15 protein-coding genes are annotated in these 22,021 nt (G+C 61.8%); 8 read left to right on the top strand and 7 right to left on the bottom strand.

Translation table 11 applies throughout. The annotated features are described in order from the left end of the window. Positions 1–81: 81 nt before the first annotated feature. Positions 82–861, top strand: a complete 780-nt coding sequence (locus ACTXGA_RS03260) for an SDR family oxidoreductase (protein WP_443391696.1) — start codon at positions 82–84, stop codon at positions 859–861. A 4-nt stretch (positions 862–865) separates the two neighbouring features. After that, positions 866–2,011 carry a YhaZ family DNA alkylation repair protein gene (locus ACTXGA_RS03265; RefSeq protein WP_443391697.1) on the top strand — a complete coding sequence of 382 codons (1,146 nt, stop codon included), beginning with the start codon at positions 866–868 and terminating at the stop codon, positions 2,009–2,011. Here ACTXGA_RS03265 and ACTXGA_RS03270 read toward each other — a convergent pair. The 4 genes from ACTXGA_RS03270 to ACTXGA_RS03285 all read right to left on the bottom strand — a co-directional run bounded on the left by ACTXGA_RS03270 (position 2,008) and on the right by ACTXGA_RS03285 (position 6,334). Next, the gene (locus tag ACTXGA_RS03270) at positions 2,008–2,874 is read right to left on the bottom strand and encodes a DMT family transporter (protein ID WP_443391698.1); all 867 of its coding nucleotides are present in this window, start codon (positions 2,872–2,874) and stop codon (positions 2,008–2,010) included. The two genes, ACTXGA_RS03265 and ACTXGA_RS03270, sit on opposite strands and share 4 nt — an antisense overlap. Positions 2,875–3,000: 126 nt before the next feature. Continuing rightward, positions 3,001–3,960: a glucokinase gene (locus tag ACTXGA_RS03275; protein WP_443391699.1), complete on the bottom strand. Its 960-nt coding sequence runs from the start codon at positions 3,958–3,960 to the stop codon at positions 3,001–3,003. 19 nt (positions 3,961–3,979) lie between these two features. Beyond that, entirely contained in the window at positions 3,980–5,302 is a 1,323-nt protein-coding gene (locus ACTXGA_RS03280; protein WP_443391700.1) for a GH1 family beta-glucosidase, read from the bottom strand. A gap of 9 nt (positions 5,303–5,311) precedes the next feature. Continuing rightward, positions 5,312–6,334: a substrate-binding domain-containing protein gene (locus tag ACTXGA_RS03285; protein ID WP_443391701.1), complete on the bottom strand. Its 1,023-nt coding sequence runs from the start codon at positions 6,332–6,334 to the stop codon at positions 5,312–5,314. Positions 6,335–6,583: 249 nt separating this feature from the next. Between ACTXGA_RS03285 and ACTXGA_RS03290 the strand changes: the two genes are divergently transcribed. From ACTXGA_RS03290 to ACTXGA_RS03310, 5 genes are all read left to right on the top strand, one after another. After that, positions 6,584–7,849, top strand: coding sequence for an ABC transporter substrate-binding protein (locus ACTXGA_RS03290; protein ID WP_443391702.1), 1,266 nt, complete (start codon positions 6,584–6,586; stop codon positions 7,847–7,849). An 86-nt stretch (positions 7,850–7,935) separates the two neighbouring features. Beyond that, the gene (locus tag ACTXGA_RS03295; protein ID WP_443391703.1) at positions 7,936–8,937 is read left to right on the top strand and encodes a carbohydrate ABC transporter permease; all 1,002 of its coding nucleotides are present in this window, start codon (positions 7,936–7,938) and stop codon (positions 8,935–8,937) included. Between the two features lie 14 nt (positions 8,938–8,951). After that, positions 8,952–10,286 carry a carbohydrate ABC transporter permease gene (locus ACTXGA_RS03300; RefSeq protein ID WP_443391704.1) on the top strand — a complete coding sequence of 445 codons (1,335 nt, stop codon included), beginning with the start codon at positions 8,952–8,954 and terminating at the stop codon, positions 10,284–10,286. 93 nt (positions 10,287–10,379) lie between these two features. Continuing rightward, a complete protein-coding gene (bglA, locus tag ACTXGA_RS03305) occupies positions 10,380–12,032 on the top strand; it encodes a beta-galactosidase BglA (RefSeq protein WP_443391705.1) in 1,653 nt (550 codons plus the stop codon). Between the two features lie 20 nt (positions 12,033–12,052). After that, complete coding sequence (locus tag ACTXGA_RS03310) at positions 12,053–13,141, top strand: ABC transporter ATP-binding protein (protein ID WP_443391706.1); 1,089 nt, start codon at positions 12,053–12,055, stop codon at positions 13,139–13,141. 144 nt (positions 13,142–13,285) lie between these two features. Here the strand turns inward: ACTXGA_RS03310 and ACTXGA_RS03315 are convergent, their stop codons facing one another. The 3 genes from ACTXGA_RS03315 to ACTXGA_RS03325 all read right to left on the bottom strand — a co-directional run bounded on the left by ACTXGA_RS03315 (position 13,286) and on the right by ACTXGA_RS03325 (position 18,869). Next, on the bottom strand, positions 13,286–15,844 hold the full coding sequence (locus ACTXGA_RS03315) for an ATP-binding protein (protein ID WP_443391707.1): 2,559 nt from the start codon (positions 15,842–15,844) through the stop codon (positions 13,286–13,288). Between the two features lie 202 nt (positions 15,845–16,046). Next, complete coding sequence (locus tag ACTXGA_RS03320; protein WP_443391708.1) at positions 16,047–16,445, bottom strand: response regulator; 399 nt, start codon at positions 16,443–16,445, stop codon at positions 16,047–16,049. 228 nt (positions 16,446–16,673) lie between these two features. After that, complete coding sequence (locus ACTXGA_RS03325) at positions 16,674–18,869, bottom strand: vWA domain-containing protein (protein WP_443391709.1); 2,196 nt, start codon at positions 18,867–18,869, stop codon at positions 16,674–16,676. A 214-nt stretch (positions 18,870–19,083) separates the two neighbouring features. Here ACTXGA_RS03325 and uvrA point away from each other — a divergent pair, with 214 nt between their 5' ends. Further along, positions 19,084–21,966, top strand: coding sequence for an excinuclease ABC subunit UvrA (gene uvrA, locus ACTXGA_RS03330; protein WP_443391710.1), 2,883 nt, complete (start codon positions 19,084–19,086; stop codon positions 21,964–21,966). Positions 21,967–22,021: the final 55 nt, after the last annotated feature.

Here is a 22,021-nt window from a genome sequence, read left to right on the forward strand (position 1 = left end):
GCCAGCACATTGTGTCTTCAAATGGCCGGATATCCGACGTTTTGTCGGCGTTCGGGAAACACAAGGATCAGGGAGAGGATCATGGATCTGGGAATTCGCGGCAAGCGGGCGCTTGTCTGCGCCTCGTCAAAGGGGCTGGGGCGTGGCTGTGCCGAGGCGCTGGCAGAGGCCGGTGTCGATCTGGTGATGAACGCGCGCGGCAGCGAGGCATTGGAAAACGCGGCGCAAACGCTGCGCGACCGATACGGCGTGTCGGTCAAGACCGTCGCGGCCGATATCGTGTCCGAAGAGGGCCGCGCACAGGTGCTGCAAGAGGCGGGTGATGTCGATATCCTCGTGAACAACGCGGGCGGTCCGCCGCCGGGCATGTGGTCCGACTGGGGGCGTGAGGATTTCATCAAGGCGCTGGATGCAAACATGCTGACGCCGATCGCGCTGATGACCGCACTGATGCCCAAGATGATCGACAAGGGCTGGGGCCGCGTGGTCAACATCACCTCTGTCTCGGTCAAGGCGCCCGTGGCGGTTCTGGGGCTGTCGAATTCGGCCCGCACCGGTCTGACAGGATACGTCGCGGGGACGTCTCGGCAGGTGGCGCCCAAGGGGGTGATCATCAACAACCTGCTGCCCGGCATTCATGCCACAGACAGGGCGGACGCGCTGGACGGTGCCGTGGTCAAGGCCAAGGGCATCACCATGGACGAAGCGCGGGCGGAACGAGCCCAGACCATTCCGGCAGGACGCTATGGCACGCCGGAGGAATTCGGGCAGATGTGCGCCTTCCTGTGTTCGCAGCACGCAGGCTTTATCGTCGGCCAGAACATCCTGCTGGATGGCGGTGCCAGCAACATGACGATGTAAGCGGATGGCGCGCGGTCCGGACGGGCAGGGCGGCGGGGCGGGGTTTTCCCTTGCCGATCAGCTGTTCAACGCGAAAAGCCTGCGCGATCTGGCGCAGGACTTCGCAGCGGTGCCCGGATTCGACACCGCGCGCTTTCACGCCGAGGCGGTCGGTGGGCTGGATGGGCGCGGTTTGCTGGAGCGGCTGGACTGGATCGCCACCTGTGTTCAGGCGCAACTGCCGGGTGAATTTCCGGCCATGGCCGCGGCGCTGGAGGCGGCCTTGCCCGATCCGCTGGACCCGTCGCTGACGGATGATGATTTTGGCCGGTTCATCCATGCGGTTCCCGGCATTCTGGCCGTACGGCACGGGCTGGAGGAGCACCGGGAGCGCGCGCTGGATCTGATATACGAGGCGACCAAGCGGTTCTCGATGGAGTTCTACATCCGCCCCTTCCTGAACCGCTGGCCCGAAGAAACTCTTGCCCGGCTGGATCTCTGGGCGCGGGACGAGAATTACCACGTCCGGCGGTTGGTCAGCGAAGGCACGCGCCCGCGTCTGCCATGGGCTGCCAATATCACGCTCGACCCTGCGGTGCCTTTGCGGTTTCTCGACCTGCTTCATGCGGATCAGACCCGCTATGTGACCCGCTCTGTCGCCAATCACATGAACGATCTGTCCAAGATCATGCCCGAGACCGTGGTGGCGCGGTTGCGCGACTGGCGGACGCAGGAACGGCAGGCCGCGAAAGAGATGGACTGGATCACCCGCCATTCCCTGCGCACGGCGGTCAAACGCGGCGAGCGCGGTGCTCTGGATTTGCTGGGCTACCGGCCCGGTCACGTGGTGGCCCGGATCGAGGGGGTGCCGCCCACCATCCGGATCGGTGAGGCATTGCGCTTTGATGTGGTGCTGGAAGGCGATGAGGCACTGCCGGTCTTGGTCGACTACCGGTTGCGCTTTGCCCGGCCCAAGGGCGAGGCAGAAAAGGTGTTCAAGCTGAAGGCGGCCAAGCTGACTCCGGGCAACCCCCTGCGCCTGTCCAAGCGGCATAACCTGAAGGGTGACGCCACCACCTATAGGCTGCATCCCGGGACGCATGGCATTGTCGTACAGGTGAACGGGCAGGACGTGGCCGAGGCGTCGTTCGAGGTGCTGGCGGCTGTTTAGGCCGCCTGCCTTGCCAGCCGGCGTTCCCGGAGGAAAGTATAAAGCCCCGCCACTAGGATCAACGCCGATCCGGCCAGTGTCCAGAAATCGGGCCGGTCTCCAAAGACGATCACGCCCAATCCCATGGTAAACACCAGCCGTGAATAGCGGAACGGAGCGACGATCGAGGCTGGCGCCAGCCGCATGGCTGTGGTGATGGCCAGATAACCCGAGGTTGTCACAATGACGGCCCCGAGGATCGGCCACATTGCCGTGGAGGAATAGTTCGACGGCTCAACCGTCAGCGCCCAGAGCGTCAGCCCCGGCAACAACGTCACCCCGAAGCCCCAGGTCGAGATCGCCAGCGCGGGGATCTCCGGCGGTGACAGGCGGGTCACAAGATCCCGGGCCGACAGGGCTGTGATGCCCATGACAGCGAACAGTTCCCACCCGGTGAAAGAAGCGCCAAAGGGGCGGATCACCATCAACATTCCGACAATGCCCACGGCCACCGCGCTCCACCGGCGCCAGCCGACATGCTCTTTCAGGAATATCGCCGCACCCAGCGTAACCACCAGCGGGCCGGTCTGGATGATCGCGGCAAATACCGGCAGCGAGACATATTTCAGACCCACGACCATACCCACCGCACCGATGATTTCGAACAGGTTGCGCAGAAGGATCATCGGCTGCAGCGCGGCCCGGGTCCAGAGGGTGACGTGCCTGACCCGCGCCAGCAAGATCAACAGCGCCGTGCCGCCGATGCTGACAAAGGTCATGACCTGCCCGATGGGAGCGGCGTTTGTGGCCAGCTTGAAAAAGGCGTCTGCCCCGGCCAGCAGGGCCATCGACAGGATCATCAGGGAAATGGCGCGCAGGATCATGCGGGCGCCATTGCGGGGCGGCGACAGGGCATCTTGGGCTTTCGATGTGCGGGTCCTGCCCGGTCTATCGCCCGTGCGGCGGGGCAGGGCAAGCCCAAAGCCTCGCGCATAGCGGTGGCGGTCCGATCAGCCCGGTATCAGTTCCGCCAGATGGGATGCGCAGCCGCGCAGCGCCGCATAGTCGTCCGTCACCAGATCCACCGGGAATTGCGTCATGTAGGCGTTGAAGCGGCCCTTGTCGGCAAAGGACTCGGCAAAGCCCAGCGGCAGCAGGTGCGGGCCAAGGTGGCGGATCACTCCGCCCACCAGATAGATGCCACCGAAAGGCAGGCTTATCAGGGCAAGATCGCCCGCGTAGCGCCCAAGCAGGTGCACGAACATCTTGGCGGCACGGTGAGCGCGGGCCTCTCCGGCCCCAAAGGCGGCCATGACCTCGGCGGCGGCCAGCGGCGTGCCTGTGCCCTCGTCATGGCAGACCCACGCGTACAGCCGTTCCAACCCGCGCCCGGACAGCACATCCTCCAGCCCCGGCTGACCGTGCCGTTCCGCAATCCACTCGACCATCCGCATTTCTTCCGCCGTGCGGGCCAGCAGGGAGACGTGCCCTGCCTCTGCCGCAGGAACAAGGGTCAGTGCGCCGTGAGTGTAGACCGGCACCGCGTTCAGCCCTGTGCCCACGTTCAACACCAACCGCACCGCGTCTTTCCCGGCCTCGCGTCCGGTCAGAACGGGTGAAAGGCTGTCATGTCTGAGGTGGGCGACCGCATGGCCCTGCGCCTGCAGATCGTTCAGGACCGCGACCAGCGTGGCCCCGGTTCCAGCCTTCAGGGCAGTGGAATCCACCCGCCAGTCCAGATTGGTCAGCGTGCCCACACCGTCCTTGACCGGGCCGGCCATGTCGACGCAGACCGCCACCGGCTTGATGTCTTTGTCCGACAGGTACTCCGTCAGCACCGCGTCGATGCCGCTGTTGTCGGCATTGCGGTAGCGGCGGATGGTGTCGTCCAGCACCTTGCCATTCTGGCTGAGGGCGACTCTTGTGTTGGTGCCGCCGATATCGGCGACCACGGAATAGTCTTGCGTCATGGGACCGGCCTTTGCCTTTTTAGCGTTTCAGGGCTTTGCTCAGGGCGTGATAGGACTCCTTTGGAGTACGTTCCAGCGTGTCGAAGTCGACGTGGACAAGGCCAAAGCGTTTTTCGTAGCCAAGCGCCCATTCGTAGTTGTCCAGAAGCGACCAGATGAAATAGCCGTTCACGGGCACACCGTCGGCGATGGCCTGTTTGACACGATCCAGATGAGCGTCCAGATAGGAAGTCCGGTCCGGATCCTTGACCTTGCCGCCGGAAATCACATCCGGTGAGGCCATGCCGTTTTCCGTGACGTACAGCGGCAAGTCGCCGGTGTATTCCTCTGCCGTCCGTTTCAGGAACTTGTACAGCCCGTCGGGATAGATTTCCCAATCCATGAAGGTCTTTGGCAGCGGCCCTTCGACGTAGCGGTAGTCCGGGAACGGCTCACCCGCCGGGGCGATCAGCTTGCGAGTGTAATAATTCAGCCCGCACCAGTCGAGCGGCGCCTGAATGGTGGGGAAATCGTCTTGCCAACCTTTGGGCAGATGCGGCTCGAGCCCTTGCAAAGCGGCCTGCGGATAGGCGCCTATGAACACGCCACCAAGGAACCATCGGTTGTAGATCGCGTCATAGCGTTCCGCAGCGGCGCGGGCTTCGGCGCTGTCATCGGCCGGGTCGGTCCATTCGAAATTGAACACACCGCCAAGGTTGTCCATGCCCAACCCGCGCATGGTTTCGATCGCGCGGCCATGCGCCAAAAGCACATGGTGCATCGCCCGTGCGGCGGCGCGGATGTCGCGCAAGCCCGGTGCGTGATGGCCCTCGAAATGGCTGAGCCAGGCGACGCACCACGGCTCGTTGATCGGCGCGACCGAAAACATGCGGTCGCCGATGCGGCGCATGATCACCTCTGTGTAGTCTGCGAACCAGCCCGCGATGTCGCGATTGCGCCAGCCGCCCATGTCGGCCAGCGGAGAGGGCAGCTCCCAGTGGTAGAGCGTGGCGCAGGGTTTGATCCCGCGTTCCAGCATGGCGTCGGTCAGGCGGTCGTAATAGTCGAGTCCCTCCTGGTTGACCGTGCCGCGGCCTTCAGGCAGCACCCGCGCCCAGCTGAGAGAAAAGCGGTAACAGTCGAACCCGGCGCCTGAAACTAGGTCAAAGTCCTGTTCGTAGCGATGGTAGTGATCGCAGGCCCGATCACCGTTTTCGAAGCGGACGACATTGCCCGCTGTGGCGGCGAAATCGTCCCAATGCGTCCGGCCGGCCCCGCCAAAGGCATGGCCCTCGATCTGGTAGCTGGAAGTCGCGGTCCCGAAGAGGAACCCCTCGGGGAAATCAGAGCGTTTGTGTTTCATGTCGTACCTTCAGGTAGCAGGGCCGGTCGAACTGCCGATGATCAGCTCGGCCTCCATCAATTCGGTCAGGGGCGCATGGCCCGGATTGCTGATCTGCTGCAGCAACATCTCCGCTGCCCGCGCCCCGGCGGCGCGCACGGAAGAGCGCGTGGCCGTGAAGATCGGCACATCATGGCCGTTCTTCAGGTAGCCCAACTCGTCGTCATGGGTGATGACTGAGATATCCCGGCCCATCTCCAGCCCGGCATCGTGGATCGCGCGGCGGACGCCGATGGCGGTGATCATAGATGAGACAAGAATTGCGGTCGGCGGGTTGGAATGGTTCAGCATCTCCACGGTACTGCGAAAGCCGTAGATCTCGGTCATTTCCTCGCTGCGCATCAGGGTGGGATCGGCTGCAACACCCCGGTCGCTTAGCGCCGCCAGATAGCCGACGCGGCGGCGATGCGCGAAGTCCATGAATTCCAGCCCGTTGATCAGCGCTATGCGCCGGTGGCCGAGATCCAGCAGGAAATCGGTGGCCCGCCGGAACGCGCGCCCGTTGTTGGTATCCAGCCAGGAGTAGGGCAGGTTGATGTCCGATGCGCGGCCATGCACCACAAAGGGCAGGCCCAGTTCCTGCAGCAGGGTGATCCTCGCATCGGCCATTCGCGGGCCATGCACGATGATGCCATCGACGCTGCGCCGGTTGTGGATCGAGCGATAGGCTTTTTCCTCGTCCTTGTCGTCGACGAGGCTGATGACCACCTCATAGCCTTCGCGCGCATAGGTCTGACCGGCGCCAACGATGAAATCGCCAAAGATCGGGTTCACCATTTCATGCTGGTCGCTGTAGGGCAGCACGTGACCGATGGCCTGCGCGCGCCCGGTGGCAAGCCCCTTGGCGCGGGTGTTCGGACTATAATTCAACTCTCTCGCAGCCCTCAGAACCCTCTCACGGGTCTTTTCATTGACCTCCGGATAGCCGTTCAGCGCCCGGCTGACGGTCGTTTGCGAGAGGTCGAGGTGTTGGGCAAGTTGTTTGAGATTCATGATGCCAATATCCTCCAAAGCGCTTCGAAAATGTCAAGGGCAGAGGTGCCGGAAAGCGACGGCGAGACGGTGATAATCTAGCTGCACTGCAGCATTGATTTGTTGGTTCGTGGGCGGCGCGGCTGTTGACAGGATGGGGCGACTCGCGGATATTGGTGGCGCTCAAAGCGCTTTCAAATTTCATGATTCAGAGGGCGCCGAAGTCAACATGAGATCCGCACCGGGGAGTGCGATCTTGGGAGGGAAGAAATGAAAACACCGTTTTACATGAGCGTTGCCGCACTGGCCCTGACAGCCGGCATGGCGCATGCCGAAAAGCTGACGGTCTTCGGCCCGTGGCTGGGCCCGGACCAGGAAAACGTCGAGGACGTGCTGGAGGCCTTTGCCGCCGCGTCCGGTCATGACGTGTCCTATGTCGGCTCTGACAGTTTCGAGCAGCAGATCGTCGTGGACGCCGAGGCCGGTTCGGCCCCGCATGTCTCTGTCTTTCCGCAGCCGGGTCTGGCGTCCGACATGGCGTCGCGCGGGTTCCTGACCCCGCTCAAGGACGGTACTGCCGATTGGATCCGCGAGAACTATGCCGCCGGTGACAGCTGGGTCAGTCTTGGCACCTATGCGGATGCCGACGGTGCGGACCAGCTTTACGGGTTTTTCTATAAGGTCGATGTGAAGTCGCTGGTCTGGTACAACCCGGAGAATTTCGCTGACTTCGGCTACGACATTCCGACCACCATGGAAGAGCTGAAAGCGCTCGAAGAGCAGATGATCGCGGATGGCGAAACGCCGTGGTGCGTGGGTCTGGGGTCCGGCGGTGCGACAGGCTGGCCCGCGACCGACTGGGTCGAAGACCTAATGCTGCGCACCCAGCCGCCCGAAGTCTATGACCAGTGGGTGTCCAACGAGATCCCGTTTGACGATCCGCGCGTCGTCGGCGCCATCGAGGCGTTTGGCGAATTCATCCAGGACGACAAGGTTGCCGGCGGTCAGGGGGCGGTGGCCTCGACCGATTTCCGCGACAGCCCCAAGGGCCTGTTCTCTTCGCCGCCTCAGTGCATGATGCATCGTCAGGCGTCGTTCATTCCGGCGTTCTTCCCGGAAGGGACAGAGGTTGGTCTGGACGCGGACTTCTTCTACTTCCCGGCATATGAGGGCATGGATCTGGGTCAGCCGGTGTTGGGCGCGGGCACGCTCTGGGCCATCACCAACGAGAACCAGGCGGCGCATGATCTGATCGCCTTCCTGCAGACCAACGAAGCGCATGAGATCTGGATGGCGAACGGCGGCTTCCTGACCCCGCTCAAGTCCGTAGATACGTCCAAGTTCAAGGATGCACCGACCGCCAAGATGAACGACATCCTTCTGGGGGCGACGACCTTCCGCTTTGACGGCTCGGACCTGATGCCCGGCGGCGTTGGCGCGGGCAGCTTCTGGACCGGCATGGTCGACTATGCAGGCGGCAAGGATGCCGCCGAGGTCGCCAAGGAAATCCAGTCCAGCTGGGACTCGCTGAAGTAAGCGACTTCACATGACATTAGCCGGCTCCCGAACGCGGGGGCTGGCCATCGCTACGGCGAGACCATCATTGCGCGGGGGAGGGCGCCATGCATCCGGCATTTCAGGGTATTTTGACCATCGTTATCGGGGTCGGCGCATGTATGACCTACTTCTGGGCCTCGAACCAATTCCTCGACCGGGTGCTTTTTCCGGCCAGGGGGCCGAACGCGGGGCGCAACATCAACCGCGCCAACATGATCCGGCCCTGGTTGTTCCTGTTTCCGGCGCTCTTCGCGCTGACGCTGTACCTTGCCTATCCCGTCTTCGAAACGCTGCGCCTGTCGCTGACTGACCGCGATCAGGGCGGGGCTTTTGTCTGGTTCGCCAATTACCAGCAGATGTTCGGTGAGCCGAAGTTCTGGGAGGCCATGTTCAATAACATGCTGTGGCTGATCGTGGTGCCCGCCATGTCCACGGCTTTTGGTCTGCTGGCAGCGCAACTGACAGATCGCATCGGTTGGGGCAATCTGGCCAAGTCACTGATCTTCATGCCCATGGCGATCTCATTTGTCGGCGCGGCAGTGATCTGGAAACTGGTCTATGATGCCCGGCCGCCGGACACCGAACAGATCGGGGTTCTGAACGCGCTTTACGTCTGGTTCACCGGCAACGACCCGCAGCAATGGTTGACGACGCCGTTCTGGAATAACTTCTTCCTGATGGTGGTGCTGATCTGGATCCAGACCGGCTTTGCCATGGTGATCCTGTCTGCGGCGCTGCGCGGCATACCGGAGCAAACAGTAGAGGCCGCCATCGTCGACGGTGCAAATCCGTTCCAGATATTTTTCAAGATCAAGGTGCCGCAGATCAAATCGACCATCATGGTGGTCTGGACGACGATCACGCTGGTCGTGCTCAAGATCTTCGACATCGTCTTTGCCATGACCAACGGCCAATGGGGCACGCAGGTTCTGGCCAATTACATGTTCGACAAGCTGTTCCGCGCCAATGACTGGGGAGTGGGGTCGGCCTCGGCGATCATAATCATGTTGCTGGTCACGCCGATCCTTGTCTGGAACGTGCGTCAGGCCCGCGAAGAAATGCGCTGAGGGGAAGAGGAACCATGGACAATATCGCTGGCCACAAATCCTCGCTCACCTGGGCGGTACATATCTCGGTCGTCCTGCTGGTGGCGCTTTGGCTGTTCCCGACCGTGGGGCTGTTTGTCTCGTCCTTCCGGACGGCGGATCAGATCGCCTCATCCGGCTGGTGGAACGCGCTGTTCCCGACCGAACAGAACCTGACCCTGCGCACGGCGGAACCGTCGACACAGGTTCAGGACGGGACGCTTTACGTGATCGAAGGCAACCTCTTTGCCGAGGAAGGGCGGGACACCGCACCGATTTCCACATGGGGTACGTCCTCGCGCGATATCTCGGCCTTTCAGCCGGGGGATACGGCGGAGCTGCGGTCCGGTGGAGAGATCACGGTGCGGGAAAACGGTGACTACCGGCTGGTCAGCGCGGAGGCGTTAACCGGCAGCCGCGGCGCACGCATCTTTGCCACCGCAGAGATCCCGCCGGAATTCACCCTGCGCAACTACGACACCGTGCTGGGCAAGGATGTGGTCAAGCGGCTGATCCTGTTCCTTGGGGCGGCGGTAATTCTCTGGGGGGCTGCACGGTTCACGCTGGCGTCGCAACCGGCCATCGTGGCCAAGGGCGCGCCTGCCCTGCTGGGGGCGTTGTTGTTCCTGCTGCTGGCCTCGGTCTTTGGGCTGTCCAGCGGTCAGGCCGAAGGAGCGCAGACCACCGATGACATGGGGCGGGCATTTTTCAGCACGCTGACGGTGACGATCCCCGCCACCATCATCCCCATCGTCGTGGCGGCCTTTGCCGCCTATGCGCTGGCCTGGATGGATTTCCCGGGGCGCGCGCTGCTGATCGCCTTTGTGGTCGGGCTGCTGGTTGTGCCGCTGCAACTGGCGCTGATTCCGCTGTTGAAGCTGCACCTGCAGATCGGCATCGGCAAAGGCTATCTGGGCGTCTGGGCAGCACATACCGGGTTTGGCCTGCCGTTGGCCGTTTACCTATTGCGCAACTACATGGCCGGTCTGCCGCGCGACATCATCGAGAACGCCCGCGTTGACGGCGCGACGGAGTACCAGATCTTTACCAAGATCATTCTGCCACTGTCTTTCCCCGCGCTGGCAAGCTTTGCCATCTTCCAGTTTCTCTGGACGTGGAATGACCTCTTGGTGGCCAAGGTGTTCCTGATCGACGCGACGGGGCAGACCACGGTCATGACCAACCAGATCGTCGAACTGCTGGGCACGCGGGGCGGCAACTGGGAAATCCTTGCCACCGCGGCCTTTGTCAGCATCGCGGTGCCGCTGGTCGTCTTCTTCGCCATGCAGCGCTACCTCGTGCGCGGGCTGCTGGCCGGTTCGGTGAAATAAGGGAAACCGCGCCCCGGATGGGATCCGGGGCAAACATGCAGGGGCACCGGGGCACGCGGCCCCGGGACAGGCCCGGGACGGGATACAGGATCCATGAACGAACAGACCCAATACAAACACACTCTGACCGCCGACAAGGATTGGTGGCGCGGCGCGGTAATCTACCAGATCTATCCGCGCAGCTATCAGGACAGCAACGGCGATGGCATCGGGGACCTCAACGGCATCACCAGCCGACTGCCCTATATCGCCAGCCTTGGCGTCGATGCGATCTGGATATCTCCCTTCTTCACCTCGCCGATGAAGGACTTCGGTTATGACGTCAGCGACTATTGCGACGTTGATCCGATGTTCGGAACGCTGTCCGACTTCGATGTGTTGGTGGATACCGCGCACAAGCTTGGCCTGCGCGTGATGATCGATCAGGTGCTGTCGCACAGTTCGGACCAGCACCCGTGGTTTGCCGAAAGCCGTGCCAACCGCACCAACCCCAAGGCCGACTGGTACGTCTGGGCGGACCCGAAACCCGACGGCACGCCGCCCAACAACTGGCTGTCGATCTTCGGAGGGTCTGCCTGGCAATGGGACGCGCGGCGTGAACAGTATTACCTGCACAACTTCCTGACCTCGCAGCCGGACCTGAACTTTCACAATCCGGACGTGCAGGATGCGCTTCTGGACAGCGTGCGGTTCTGGCTGGATCGTGGAGTTGACGGTTTCCGCCTCGACACGATCAACTTCTACATTCATGACAAGCAGTTGCGCGACAACCCGCCCCTGCCGGTCGAGCAGCGCGATGCATCCATCGCGCCGCGGGTGAATCCCTACAATCACCAACTGCACCTCTACGACAAGAACCAGCCGGAAAACCTCGAATTCCTGAAACGCTTTCGCGCCCTTCTGGATAAGTACCCCGCCGCCACCGCCGTGGGTGAGGTGGGCGACGCCCAGAAGGGGCTGGAGATTATGGGCGAATACACCGCCGGGGATGAGCGCGTGCACATGTGCTATTCGTTCGAATTCCTGTCGGGCAACCAGCCGGATGCGCAGCGTGTCGCCGACGTGATGGCGCGGGTCGATGACGTGGTCTCGGACGGCTGGGCCTGCTGGGCCTTTTCCAACCATGATGTGGTGCGCCATGTTACACGCTGGGACCTGTCGCTGGCGGCGCAGAAGGCGATGACGACGCTGATGATGTGCCTGCGTGGCTCCGTCTGCCTCTACCAGGGGGAGGAACTGGGCCTGCCCGAGGCGGAGCTTGCCTTTGAAGACTTGCAGGACCCCTATGGCATCGAGTTCTGGCCAGAGTTCAAGGGCCGCGATGGCTGTCGCACACCGATGGTCTGGACGCAGGACAACCAGAATGGCGGGTTCTCCGAGGGCAATCCGTGGCTGCCGGTCAGCCATTCGCATCTGACCCACGCTGTCTCGGCGCAGGAAAGCGATCCCGGCGCGGTCATTCATCACTATCGCAAGGCCATCGCATTCCGGAACGCGCATCCGGCGCTGGTCAAGGGCGATCATGACAAGGTCAAGGCGACCGGCTCTATCGTGCATTTTATTCGCAGCCACGGCGGCGAGGATGTCTTTGTCGCGGTGAACCTCAGCGCCGAACCTGCGGTCATGGACATGCCTGCGGGCGACTGGATGCAGATCGGCCAAGAGCTTGGCAGCGCGACGCTTGCGCCTGACGGCAAGCTGCATCTGGGACCCTGGCAACCCGCGCTTGCGCGGAAACAGTCATAACAGAAGAGGGGGGGAGGGGCATGGCAACGCTCAAGCTGACCAATATCGAGAAGACATATGCTGGCACGGTCAACGTGCTCAAAGACATCAACCTGGAAATCGGGCAGGGGGAACTGATCGTTTTCGTCGGCCCGTCCGGGTGCGGCAAGTCCACGCTCCTTCGCATGATCGCCGGCTTGGAAAAAATCACCGGTGGTACGCTGGAGATCGACGGTCAGGTGGTCAACGACGTGCCGCCCGCGCAGCGCGGCATCGCGATGGTGTTCCAGAGCTACGCCCTGTATCCGCACATGACCGTGCGTGAAAACATGTCCTTCGCCCTGAAACTGGCGAAAAAGAGCGCGGCTGAGATCGACGAGGCGGTCAACCGCGCGGCCAAGATGCTGCAACTGGAGCCCTATCTTGACCGCCTGCCCAAGGCGCTGTCGGGCGGGCAACGGCAGCGGGTGGCCATCGGGCGGTCCCTCGTGCGCGACCCCAAGGTCTATCTGTTCGATGAACCGCTGTCGAACCTCGACGCGGCGCTGCGGGTGGCGACCCGGATCGAGATCGCGCAATTGAAAGAGCAGATGCCCGACCGGACCATGATCTACGTCACCCACGATCAGGTGGAGGCGATGACCTTGGCCACCCGGATCGTCGTCTTGGCGAACAAGGGCATTGCGCAGGTCGGCAGCCCGCTGGACCTGTACGAGCGTCCCAACAGCGAATTCGTGGCGCAATTCATCGGCTCGCCCTCGATGAACCTGATCCCGGGCGAGGTGACCGGCACGGGTGAGCGCACGACCGTGCGGCTGGAGGGCGGCGGCACCGCCGTGTCGCTCTATCCGACCACCGAGGCGGACATGGGGTTGCAGGTGAACGTCGGCGTCCGGCCCGAGGATTTTGTCATCTCCGAGGGGGAGCCGGTCTATTCCGGCACCGTCGGCATCACCGAGGCACTGGGAGAGGTCACGCTGCTGTATTTCGAACCGGAGTCGGACCGCGAACCGATCATTGCCAAGCTGCCCGGCATCCACCGAGAGATGCGTGGCAAGACCGTCTCGCTGACCGCGGCCCCCGAAAAGGTCCATCTCTTCGCGGACGGTGTCTCACTGCTTTATCGGTGACAAGAGCAGGCGGGCTTCGGCCTCTGTAAGGTGTTTGAGCAAACGCGCCGGCCTGTCACTCAGGTCCGGCGCGTTTTCGTTTGGCGCACCAGTCTTCGACATGGTCGTCTACGCGGACCGCCTCTGTCGTTTGCCGTGTTCTGCCTAGGTTGCGGTGTCATCGCCGGGTACCAAGGCTTGATTGACAGCGCGCAACAGATCCGCCCTTGGGACGGGTTTCATCAGGCGAATGTCCTCTGGCAGCAGGCCATTGCCGTGCACAGTCGCCTCGGCGGCGTAGCCGGACATGAAGATGCGCGGAAGATCCGGGGCGAGTTTTCGCAGGCTGCGCGCCAGATCCGTGCCCTGCAGCGTTCCGGGCATCACGATATCCGTGACCAACAGATCAAATCCCTGATCGGCCTGAAACAGCGCCAAGGCGTCATCGCCACTGGCGGCCTCGGCCACGCGATACCCTGCGCCACGCAGGGTCTGGGCCAACACATCCCGCACGGCGGAATCGTCCTCGACCAGCAGGATGTTTGCCCCGCCTTGATCCGGAACGTGGGCCGGTGCCTTGGTGTCTGGAGTTGTTGCCGCAGCGGAGGCGGCAGCCGGGAAATACAGCTTGAATGTCGTGCCTTGGCCCGGTTCGGTGTAGACCTGCACGGTCCCTTTCGATTGCTTGACGAACCCTTCGACCATCGACAGGCCCAGGCCAGACCCCTTGCCCGGTCCCTTGGTCGAGAAGAATGGATCAAAAATCTGCTTCAGCTTGTCTTCGGGAATTCCGCTGCCCGTGTCCGTAACCGCCAGCATCACGTAGCGTCCCGGGTTCAGTTCCTTGTCGCGCGCGTCCACATAGGCCTCGTCAATGCGCACGTTCGCCGTTTCGATGGTCAACTTGCCGCGTCCGTCCATGGCATCGCGGGCGTTCAGGAGCAGGTTCAGCAGCGCACTTTCCAGCGATGCGGCATCAAGCCGGACCGGCCAGAGCCCAGCGAGCAACGACGACTCGATTTCGACCGTCGCGGGAATGGCCCGGTGCATCCAGTTCTTGCTCTGCCGGATCACTTGGTTGAGGTCCAGCGGCTCTGGGTCCAGCGGCGCGCGTCGTGCAAAGGCCAGCATGCTGCGCGTCAGGTCTGCCCCGCGGCGCGTGGCTTCCAGCCCGGCATCGACTTTGCTCAGATGATCCGGATCGTCCAGTTCTTCGCGCAGAAGCTCCAGATTGCCCATGACGACCGCCAGAAGGTTATTGAAGTCATGCGCAACGCCGCCCGTCAGCTGGCCGATGCTTTCCACGCGTTGCGCGCGCGACGCAAGGTTGGCCTGCCGGTCGGCTTCGGCCAGTGCCTCGACTTCGGCAGAGACATCGACCCAGACCCCGTCAACCCGGTAGGTTCCATCGCCAAGGTCCGTTGCCCGCCCATGATAGTCGAGCCAACGCATTTGTCCGCTGGGGTTGGTCGCCGTTGCCCGGCCATAAATGGGCTTTCCGGTCGCAATGCCCTGACGGATCGCGGAAAAGATGCGTTCCTTGATTTCCGGGTCTTCATGGGCGCCAAAAAGAGAACGATCCGCATAAATCTCCTCGGGGGTATAGCCCCAGAAGTCCTTGCAGTTGGGGCTGAGGTACAGCAACTTCAACGGTCGGTCAGCAAGCCAGAGGCCCTGCTGCAGAACGCCGGGAAAGCTTTCGGCGAACTGTTCCAGTCGCTGCAGGGCGTTTTCCCGATCAGCGGACATCTTTTCGAAGTCCGTGATGTTCATGTGCATGCCGATGATCTGCGTGGCCCGTCCATCCCGCCCGCGGCGGATCTGCCAGACAATCTTGGAAATCTGGGTCTCGCCCGACTTCAGGATGAACCTTGCCTTGACGGAGGTGCGCTGGCTCTTGCCAGAGATCATCTCGGGGATGAGTGCGCTCAACTCTTCGCGGTCTTCGGGATGCAACAGGGCCATCGGCTCGTCTATTTCGTTCGGCCCCGGTGACATATTCAGTCCGTAGAGGTCGATCAGGCTTTGATCGAAGACGAACAACCCCTTGTCCGGATCATAGCTGAACGTACCGATGCCGGCTGTTTCGAACATGATCTGCATCTGGTCCTGACGAATGTTCACCATGCGCGTTTGCTCGGTCAGTTGCGCGACCTTGCGAACCGCCAGCCAGACCAGGATGATCGACAATGCGGTGACCAAATAGGAAATGGCCAGCACAGGTTCGGCGCTGCGGTAGTCGGGGATATGACCAAGCGACGCCGCCCAGGCCAGGCCCAGACTGTGGAGCGCCACGAACAGACCCAAGGCGTAGACCAACACCATCGCCGGCGGTTCTGGCCAGCGCTGAGCGGGGACCAGCCACCGCAGCAGCAGACCCGCCACGACATAGGCTGTTTGGGCGCCGAGGCTGACAATGGCCAGTTCACCGCCCATCCCGATCCGCGCCATAGAAGAGAGAAACAGCGTGAGAACGCCCACAAGCGGGCCGCCAACATAGCCGGCAAAAAGCAAAACCCCGGCGATGCCATTGATTGCCCCGTCACCGCCCGGCAGTTGATAGCTGCCCCGCATCGTGACGAGGGCGGACAAACCGAAGGCCGCGACCAACAGGATTGTGCGCAGCGCCGTTCCGTTTCCAGAGCCCCGATGCGCCAAGGCAAAATAAAGCAATGCAGCCAGGAGTGGCAGTGCAAGCAGGCTGTCGATCATTGCGCCAAACATGTACTCATTATCCATAACCGCAATTTGATCGACCGTAACCGCATGCGGCGTATAAGGAAATATCACCTACCCGAAAGGGTATATGAGATGGCTTTATACCGGGTTATGGAATTCGACAGCGTGAGAAGCTGTCAGGCCGCCACTGGCCGTGATTGGGATTGGATTTCCGACGCGGGTTCCGGGCGAACACAGCCAGAGTGGGTCAATCCGTATTCAGATTGGCAAGGAGTTCGGCTTCTTCATCCAGAAGGGCGGTGAATGTGCTTTTGTCGATGGGTTTCAGGATATTCCGGCCCACCTGCAGACTGCGCGCATTTGCGATCATGCGTGCGGCGAGCAGGGGGGCGATTTCCCCGCCGGACATGAACCGGATGCGCAAGGGGCGGTCCGTTGTTTCAAGTTCCGTAATCGCCTCGATGCCATCGACCTCGGGCATCATGATATCGATCAGCAGCAGCACCGGATCTGTGCCGGACCCGAGATGGGACTTTATTCCGGCACCGCTGGTACAGGTCTCGACCGTCCATCCCGCCCGCCTGCCGAATTCGGCGAGGATATCGAGCAGGTTTTGGTTGTCATCCGCGATTATGATATGCGGCATGGTACGGCCCTGATTACAAACTTGCCCTTTGACGTTATCAGATCGTAGCGACCTGACACCAACAAAGTGCACGTTCAATAGGGCCCATGTCGAATTGGAACAACCGCTGAACCGGCAAGACAGCAAAGGGTCTGGCGCACAACTTTGTGAACCGTGGTACAGCGTCAAATTAACGAACCAGGCCGCCGAAGTTTCCTTCGGCGACCCGTTCATTCAGAGGCTTCGCTGTTACTGCGGTTCGTAGGTCAACTCGATGGGCTTGCGGTATAGGACGCGATGACCCTGACCAATGACATAGCGCAGCTCATACCGGCCGGGACCTTCGGGCAGTTTCAACACCATCGGGCTGTCTTCGGTTGTGTACCTGTACGAGATGTACTTGTTGTCAGGCTCTCCGACCTTGGCGATGCTGATATAGTCGCCCTTAAAGTCCGGTCCGTCCCACGACAGGCCCAGCACGCTGCCTGCCGGGATCTGTTCCGGGGCGTCGATGCTGGCCTCGACCGGTTTCAGGTCGATCGATTTGCGTCCGATCACCGTCGGGCGGTCGCTGGCCGACACATAGCGGACCTCATAGGTGCCCGGCTCTGCAGGCAGTTTCAGCAGCAAGGGAGAGCCTTCGCGCGTGTAGGTGTAGAAGATGTACTTGTTGTCCGGCATATCCGTAGCGGCGACCGAGACATAGTCCCGCTCGTGGCCGGGACCGTCCCATGTCACCAGAACAGACGCCCCGGCGCGCGCTTCGGCGACGACATCCAAGGCGGCATTGACCTCGGTAACCTCGATGGTCTGTGAGGCCAGAATGGTGCGGCCCTGTTTCATGAAATAGCGGATTTCATAGGTGCCCGGCTCGGCGGGCAAGGTCAGGTCCAGCGGCGCGCCTTCCCGCGTGTAGGTATAGTTGACGTAGCCTTTTTCGCCGACTTCCGAGACCGCGATGTAATCGCCGTCGTAGTCCGGTCCGGTCCATGTCACCGGCAGTTCCGACCCTGCCGCCGCCGTGGGTGCGAAATCCAGCGTCGCGTCCAGTTCGGTCACCTCGATCATGCGCGTGGCCAGAACGGTGCGGCCCTGCTTCATGAAATAGCGCAACTCATAGGTGCCGGGGGTCGGCGGCATCAGCAGGTTCAGCGTGTTGCCTTCCCGTGTATACGTGTAGTTCACATAGCCATTTTTTCCGGGCTCCGAGACGCCGATATAGTCGCCGTCATAGTCCGGCCCGCTCCATGTCACCGGGATGGATGCGCCGATGGGCGCGCTGCTCTCGGCATCCAGCGTCGCCTCTGCGGCGGTCACGGTGATGGCCTGGGTCGCAAGGGTATGCCGACCATCCCGCATCACGTATCGCAACTCATATTCGCCCGGTTCGGCGGGCATCAGCAATTGCCCCGGAGAGCCATCGCGGGTGTAGACATAGTTTACGTACCCGTTGTGATCCGGCGCGGAGACCGCCAGATAGTCGCCTTCCGCGTCGGGGCCGTCCCAGGTGACGGGGACGGTCGATCCAGCCACAGCCGCCTCCGGCCCGCTGACAGAGGCCGCAGGCAGCGAACTGGGCAGGACCAGAGTGATGGTCTGCGGCGTATCGGTTACGGTAAAACTCTTTTCGACGCTGGCCTCATCCTCGGGGCGCAAGACGGATACGGTGTAGGAGCCAGCGGTCAGGTCGATACCAAGGCTGGAGTCGCGTTCGAAGTCGACGATCAACTCCTCGTCTCGGCGCAGGTCCCAGATCAGCGGGCTTTCAATCTGGCCGCCGTTCGGGCCATCCTGTGCCACGAATTTCGTCGGATAGACCGGTTGCGCCTGCGTCACCTCGCCAAGGGCAGAGCCCAGCTCGCTGGCGTTGGCAGCCATAAGGAAAGAGCCGCCGGTTTCATCGGCGATACATTGCATCTGCCGCAGGGCCTCGGGGTCGCTGACGTCAAATCCGACAACATGCACCGTTAGGTTCACCCCGGCTTCTTCCAGCGCGCGGGCGGCGGCGCAGGGATCGGGATTGCAGGTCTCGATCCCGTCGGAGACAAGGATCACGGTGGCGGGATCCTCGGTATAGCGCAGCGCCTCGGCGGCCATTTTGACGGCATCGGTCATCGGCGTCTTGCCGCGCGGCTTCAGCTGGTTGACTGCGGCGGTGATGGCTGCGCGGTCGGCGGTGCCGGGCTGGATCAGCGTTTCGATATCGGTGCAGTCGCCCTTGGTCCGGTGACCATAGGCGGTCAGGCCGATTTCCTGCGAGACGGGCAGGGTGCGCAGCAGGTCGCCCACGACGCCCTGCGCAATCTCGATCTTGGCCACGCCGTCAATCTGGCCCCACATCGAGCCGGAGGCGTCGAGGACGAGGATCGATCTGGAATCCTCCTGTGCCGGGGCCATCCCGGGCAGGAGGCAGAGCGCCAATGCGGCGCCACGAAACTTGGACATGATGAAACCCTGTTATTATCGGCAATACCTTACCCTGCAACGGCGCCGTGACTCGGGCAACGTATGTTTTTCCACCAGTGACAGGCCCAATCCTGCACTGTGGATGGCAAATGACGGGACGGAAACCTGTGTTCATAGTTTGTTCACGTTTTTCGATTGGCCGCAGGACTTAAATCCACTATGTCTACGCGGGTCGAAATGGGGCGGGTGATTTATGCCGGAAATGAAGCAGATCGAGGTGCGCGGCGCGCGCGAACATAACCTCAAATCGATCGACGTGGATATTCCGCGCGACCAACTGGTTGTGATTACCGGGCTTTCCGGTTCCGGGAAATCTTCTCTGGCCTTTGACACGATTTATGCCGAAGGCCAGCGCCGCTATGTCGAGTCGCTGAGCGCCTATGCGCGGCAATTCCTCGATATGATGGAAAAGCCGGATGTGGACCACATCAGCGGTTTGTCGCCCGCGATTTCCATCGAGCAAAAGACCACGTCCAAGAACCCGCGCTCGACCGTGGGCACGGTGACGGAAATCTATGACTACTTGCGCTTGCTCTTTGCCCGCGTCGGCACGCCCTATTCGCCCGCGACTGGCCAGCCGATCGAGGCCCAGCAGGTTCAGGACATGGTGGACCGCGTCATGGGGATGGAGGACGGCACGCGGGCGTATCTGCTCGCGCCTATCGTGCGCGACCGAAAAGGCGAATATCGCAAAGAATTTCTGGAGCTTAGAAAACAGGGCTTTCAGCGCGTCAAGGTCGACGGAGAGTTCCACGAGTTGGACAACCCGCCGACACTGGACAAGAAGTTCCGCCATGACATCGACGTGGTGGTCGACCGGATCGTCGTGCGCGAGGGGATGGAAACCCGGCTTGCGGACAGTTTCCGGACGGCGCTGGACCTTGCCGACGGCATCGCGATCCTCGAAACCGCGCCGAAAGAGGGCGATCCCGAGCGGATCACCTTTTCCGAGAATTTTGCCTGCCCGGTCAGTGGCTTTACCATCCCGGAAATCGAACCGCGGTTGTTCTCGTTCAACGCGCCCTTTGGGGCCTGTCCGGAATGTGACGGGCTTGGCGTCGAATTGTTCTTTGACGAACGCCTGGTGGTGCCTGATCAGACGCTGAAGATCAGCGATGGCGCGCTGGCTCCCTGGCGCAAGGGCAAGAGCCCCTATTTCCTGCAAACCATCGAAGCGATTGCCAAGCACTACGAGTTTGACAAGAACACCCGCTGGAAAGACCTGCCTGCGCATGTGCAGCAGGTATTCCTGTATGGGTCAGGCGATGAGGAAATCCAGTTCCGCTATGATGAGGGCGGTCGCGTCTATCAGGTCAGCCGGGTCTTCGAGGGTGTCATTCCCAACATGGAGCGGCGCTACCGTGAGACGGACAGCAACTGGATCCGCGAAGAATTCGAGCGCTATCAGAACAACCGGTCCTGCGGCACCTGCGGTGGATACCGTCTTCGGGAAGAGGCCTTGGCCGTCAAGATCGGCCCTGCGGCGGGCACGCCGGAAGAGCGGTTGCATGTGGGCCAGATCGTCCAGATGTCGATCAAACAGGCCTTTGACTGGTGCGAAACGGTTCCGCAAAGCCTGACCAACCAGAAGAACGAAATTGCCCGCGCGATCCTAAAGGAAATCCGCGAGCGTTTGGGGTTTCTGAATAATGTCGGACTTGAATACCTCACGCTAAGCCGTTCATCGGGAACGCTTTCCGGCGGGGAAAGTCAACGTATCCGGTTGGCCAGCCAGATCGGTTCTGGTCTGACCGGGGTGCTCTATGTGCTGGACGAACCTTCGATCGGGTTGCACCAGCGCGACAACACCCGTCTGCTGGACACGCTCAAGAACCTGCGTGATCAGGGAAACACGGTCCTTGTGGTCGAACACGACGAAGAGGCAATCCGCGAGGCGGATTACGTCTTTGACATCGGACCGGGCGCCGGGGTGCATGGTGGACAGGTGGTGTCCCAGGGCACGCCCGAAGAGGTCGCCGCCGATCCGGCCAGTTTGACCGGTCAATACCTGAGTGGATCGCGCGAGATTGCGGTTCCGGACAAGCGCCGGAAGGGGAACCGGAAAAAGCTCAAGGTGGTCAAGGCGACGGGCAATAACCTGAAAGAGGTGACGGCAGAGTTCCCGCTGGGCAAGTTCGTCTGTGTGACAGGGGTGTCGGGCGGCGGCAAGTCGACCCTGACCATAGAAACCCTGTTCAAGACCGCCAGCATGGCGCTGAACGGTGCACGGCAGACGCCGGCCCCTTGCGAGACGATCAAGGGTCTGGAACATCTGGACAAGGTCATCGACATCGACCAGCGGCCCATCGGCCGGACTCCGCGTTCAAACCCAGCCACTTACACCGGGGCCTTCACCCCGATCCGCGACTGGTTCGCCGGTCTGCCAGAGGCCAAGGCGCGCGGCTACAAGCCGGGGCGGTTCAGCTTCAACGTCAAGGGCGGGCGCTGTGAGGCCTGTCAGGGCGACGGTGTGATCAAAATCGAAATGCACTTTTTGCCGGACGTCTACGTCACCTGTGAAACCTGCAAGGGCAAGCGCTACAACCGGGAAACCCTGGAAATTCTCTTTAAGGGCAAGAGCATCGCGGACGTTCTTGATATGACGGTCGAGGATGCGCAGGAGTTTTTCAAGGCGGTTCCCTCCATCCGCGAGAAGATGGACGCGCTGATGCGTGTGGGCCTTGGTTATATCAAGGTGGGTCAGCAGGCGACGACGCTATCGGGCGGTGAGGCGCAGCGGGTCAAGCTGTCCAAGGAACTGGCCAAACGTTCGACCGGACGCACGCTCTACATCCTTGATGAGCCGACCACGGGCCTGCACTTCGAAGACGTGCGCAAGCTGTTGGAAGTGCTGCATGAACTGGTTGAGGGCGGCAATACGGTCGTGGTGATCGAGCACAACCTCGATGTCATCAAGACCGCCGACTGGATCATCGACATCGGCCCCGAAGGCGGCGATGGCGGCGGCGAAATCGTGGCTGTGGGCACGCCGGAACAGGTGGCCGAGGTCGAAGCCTCTTATACCGGCCATTACCTGAAACCGATGCTGACATCGCGCAAGGTGGCGGCAGAGTAACGGTAGGTTTTCCTGCAAAACGACGCTTTGCAGGCTGTCCCGGCGTCTTGGCCGG

This window comes from Antarctobacter jejuensis (assembly GCF_052266595.1).
In the GTDB taxonomy this organism is placed as follows: domain Bacteria; phylum Pseudomonadota; class Alphaproteobacteria; order Rhodobacterales; family Rhodobacteraceae; genus Antarctobacter; species Antarctobacter jejuensis.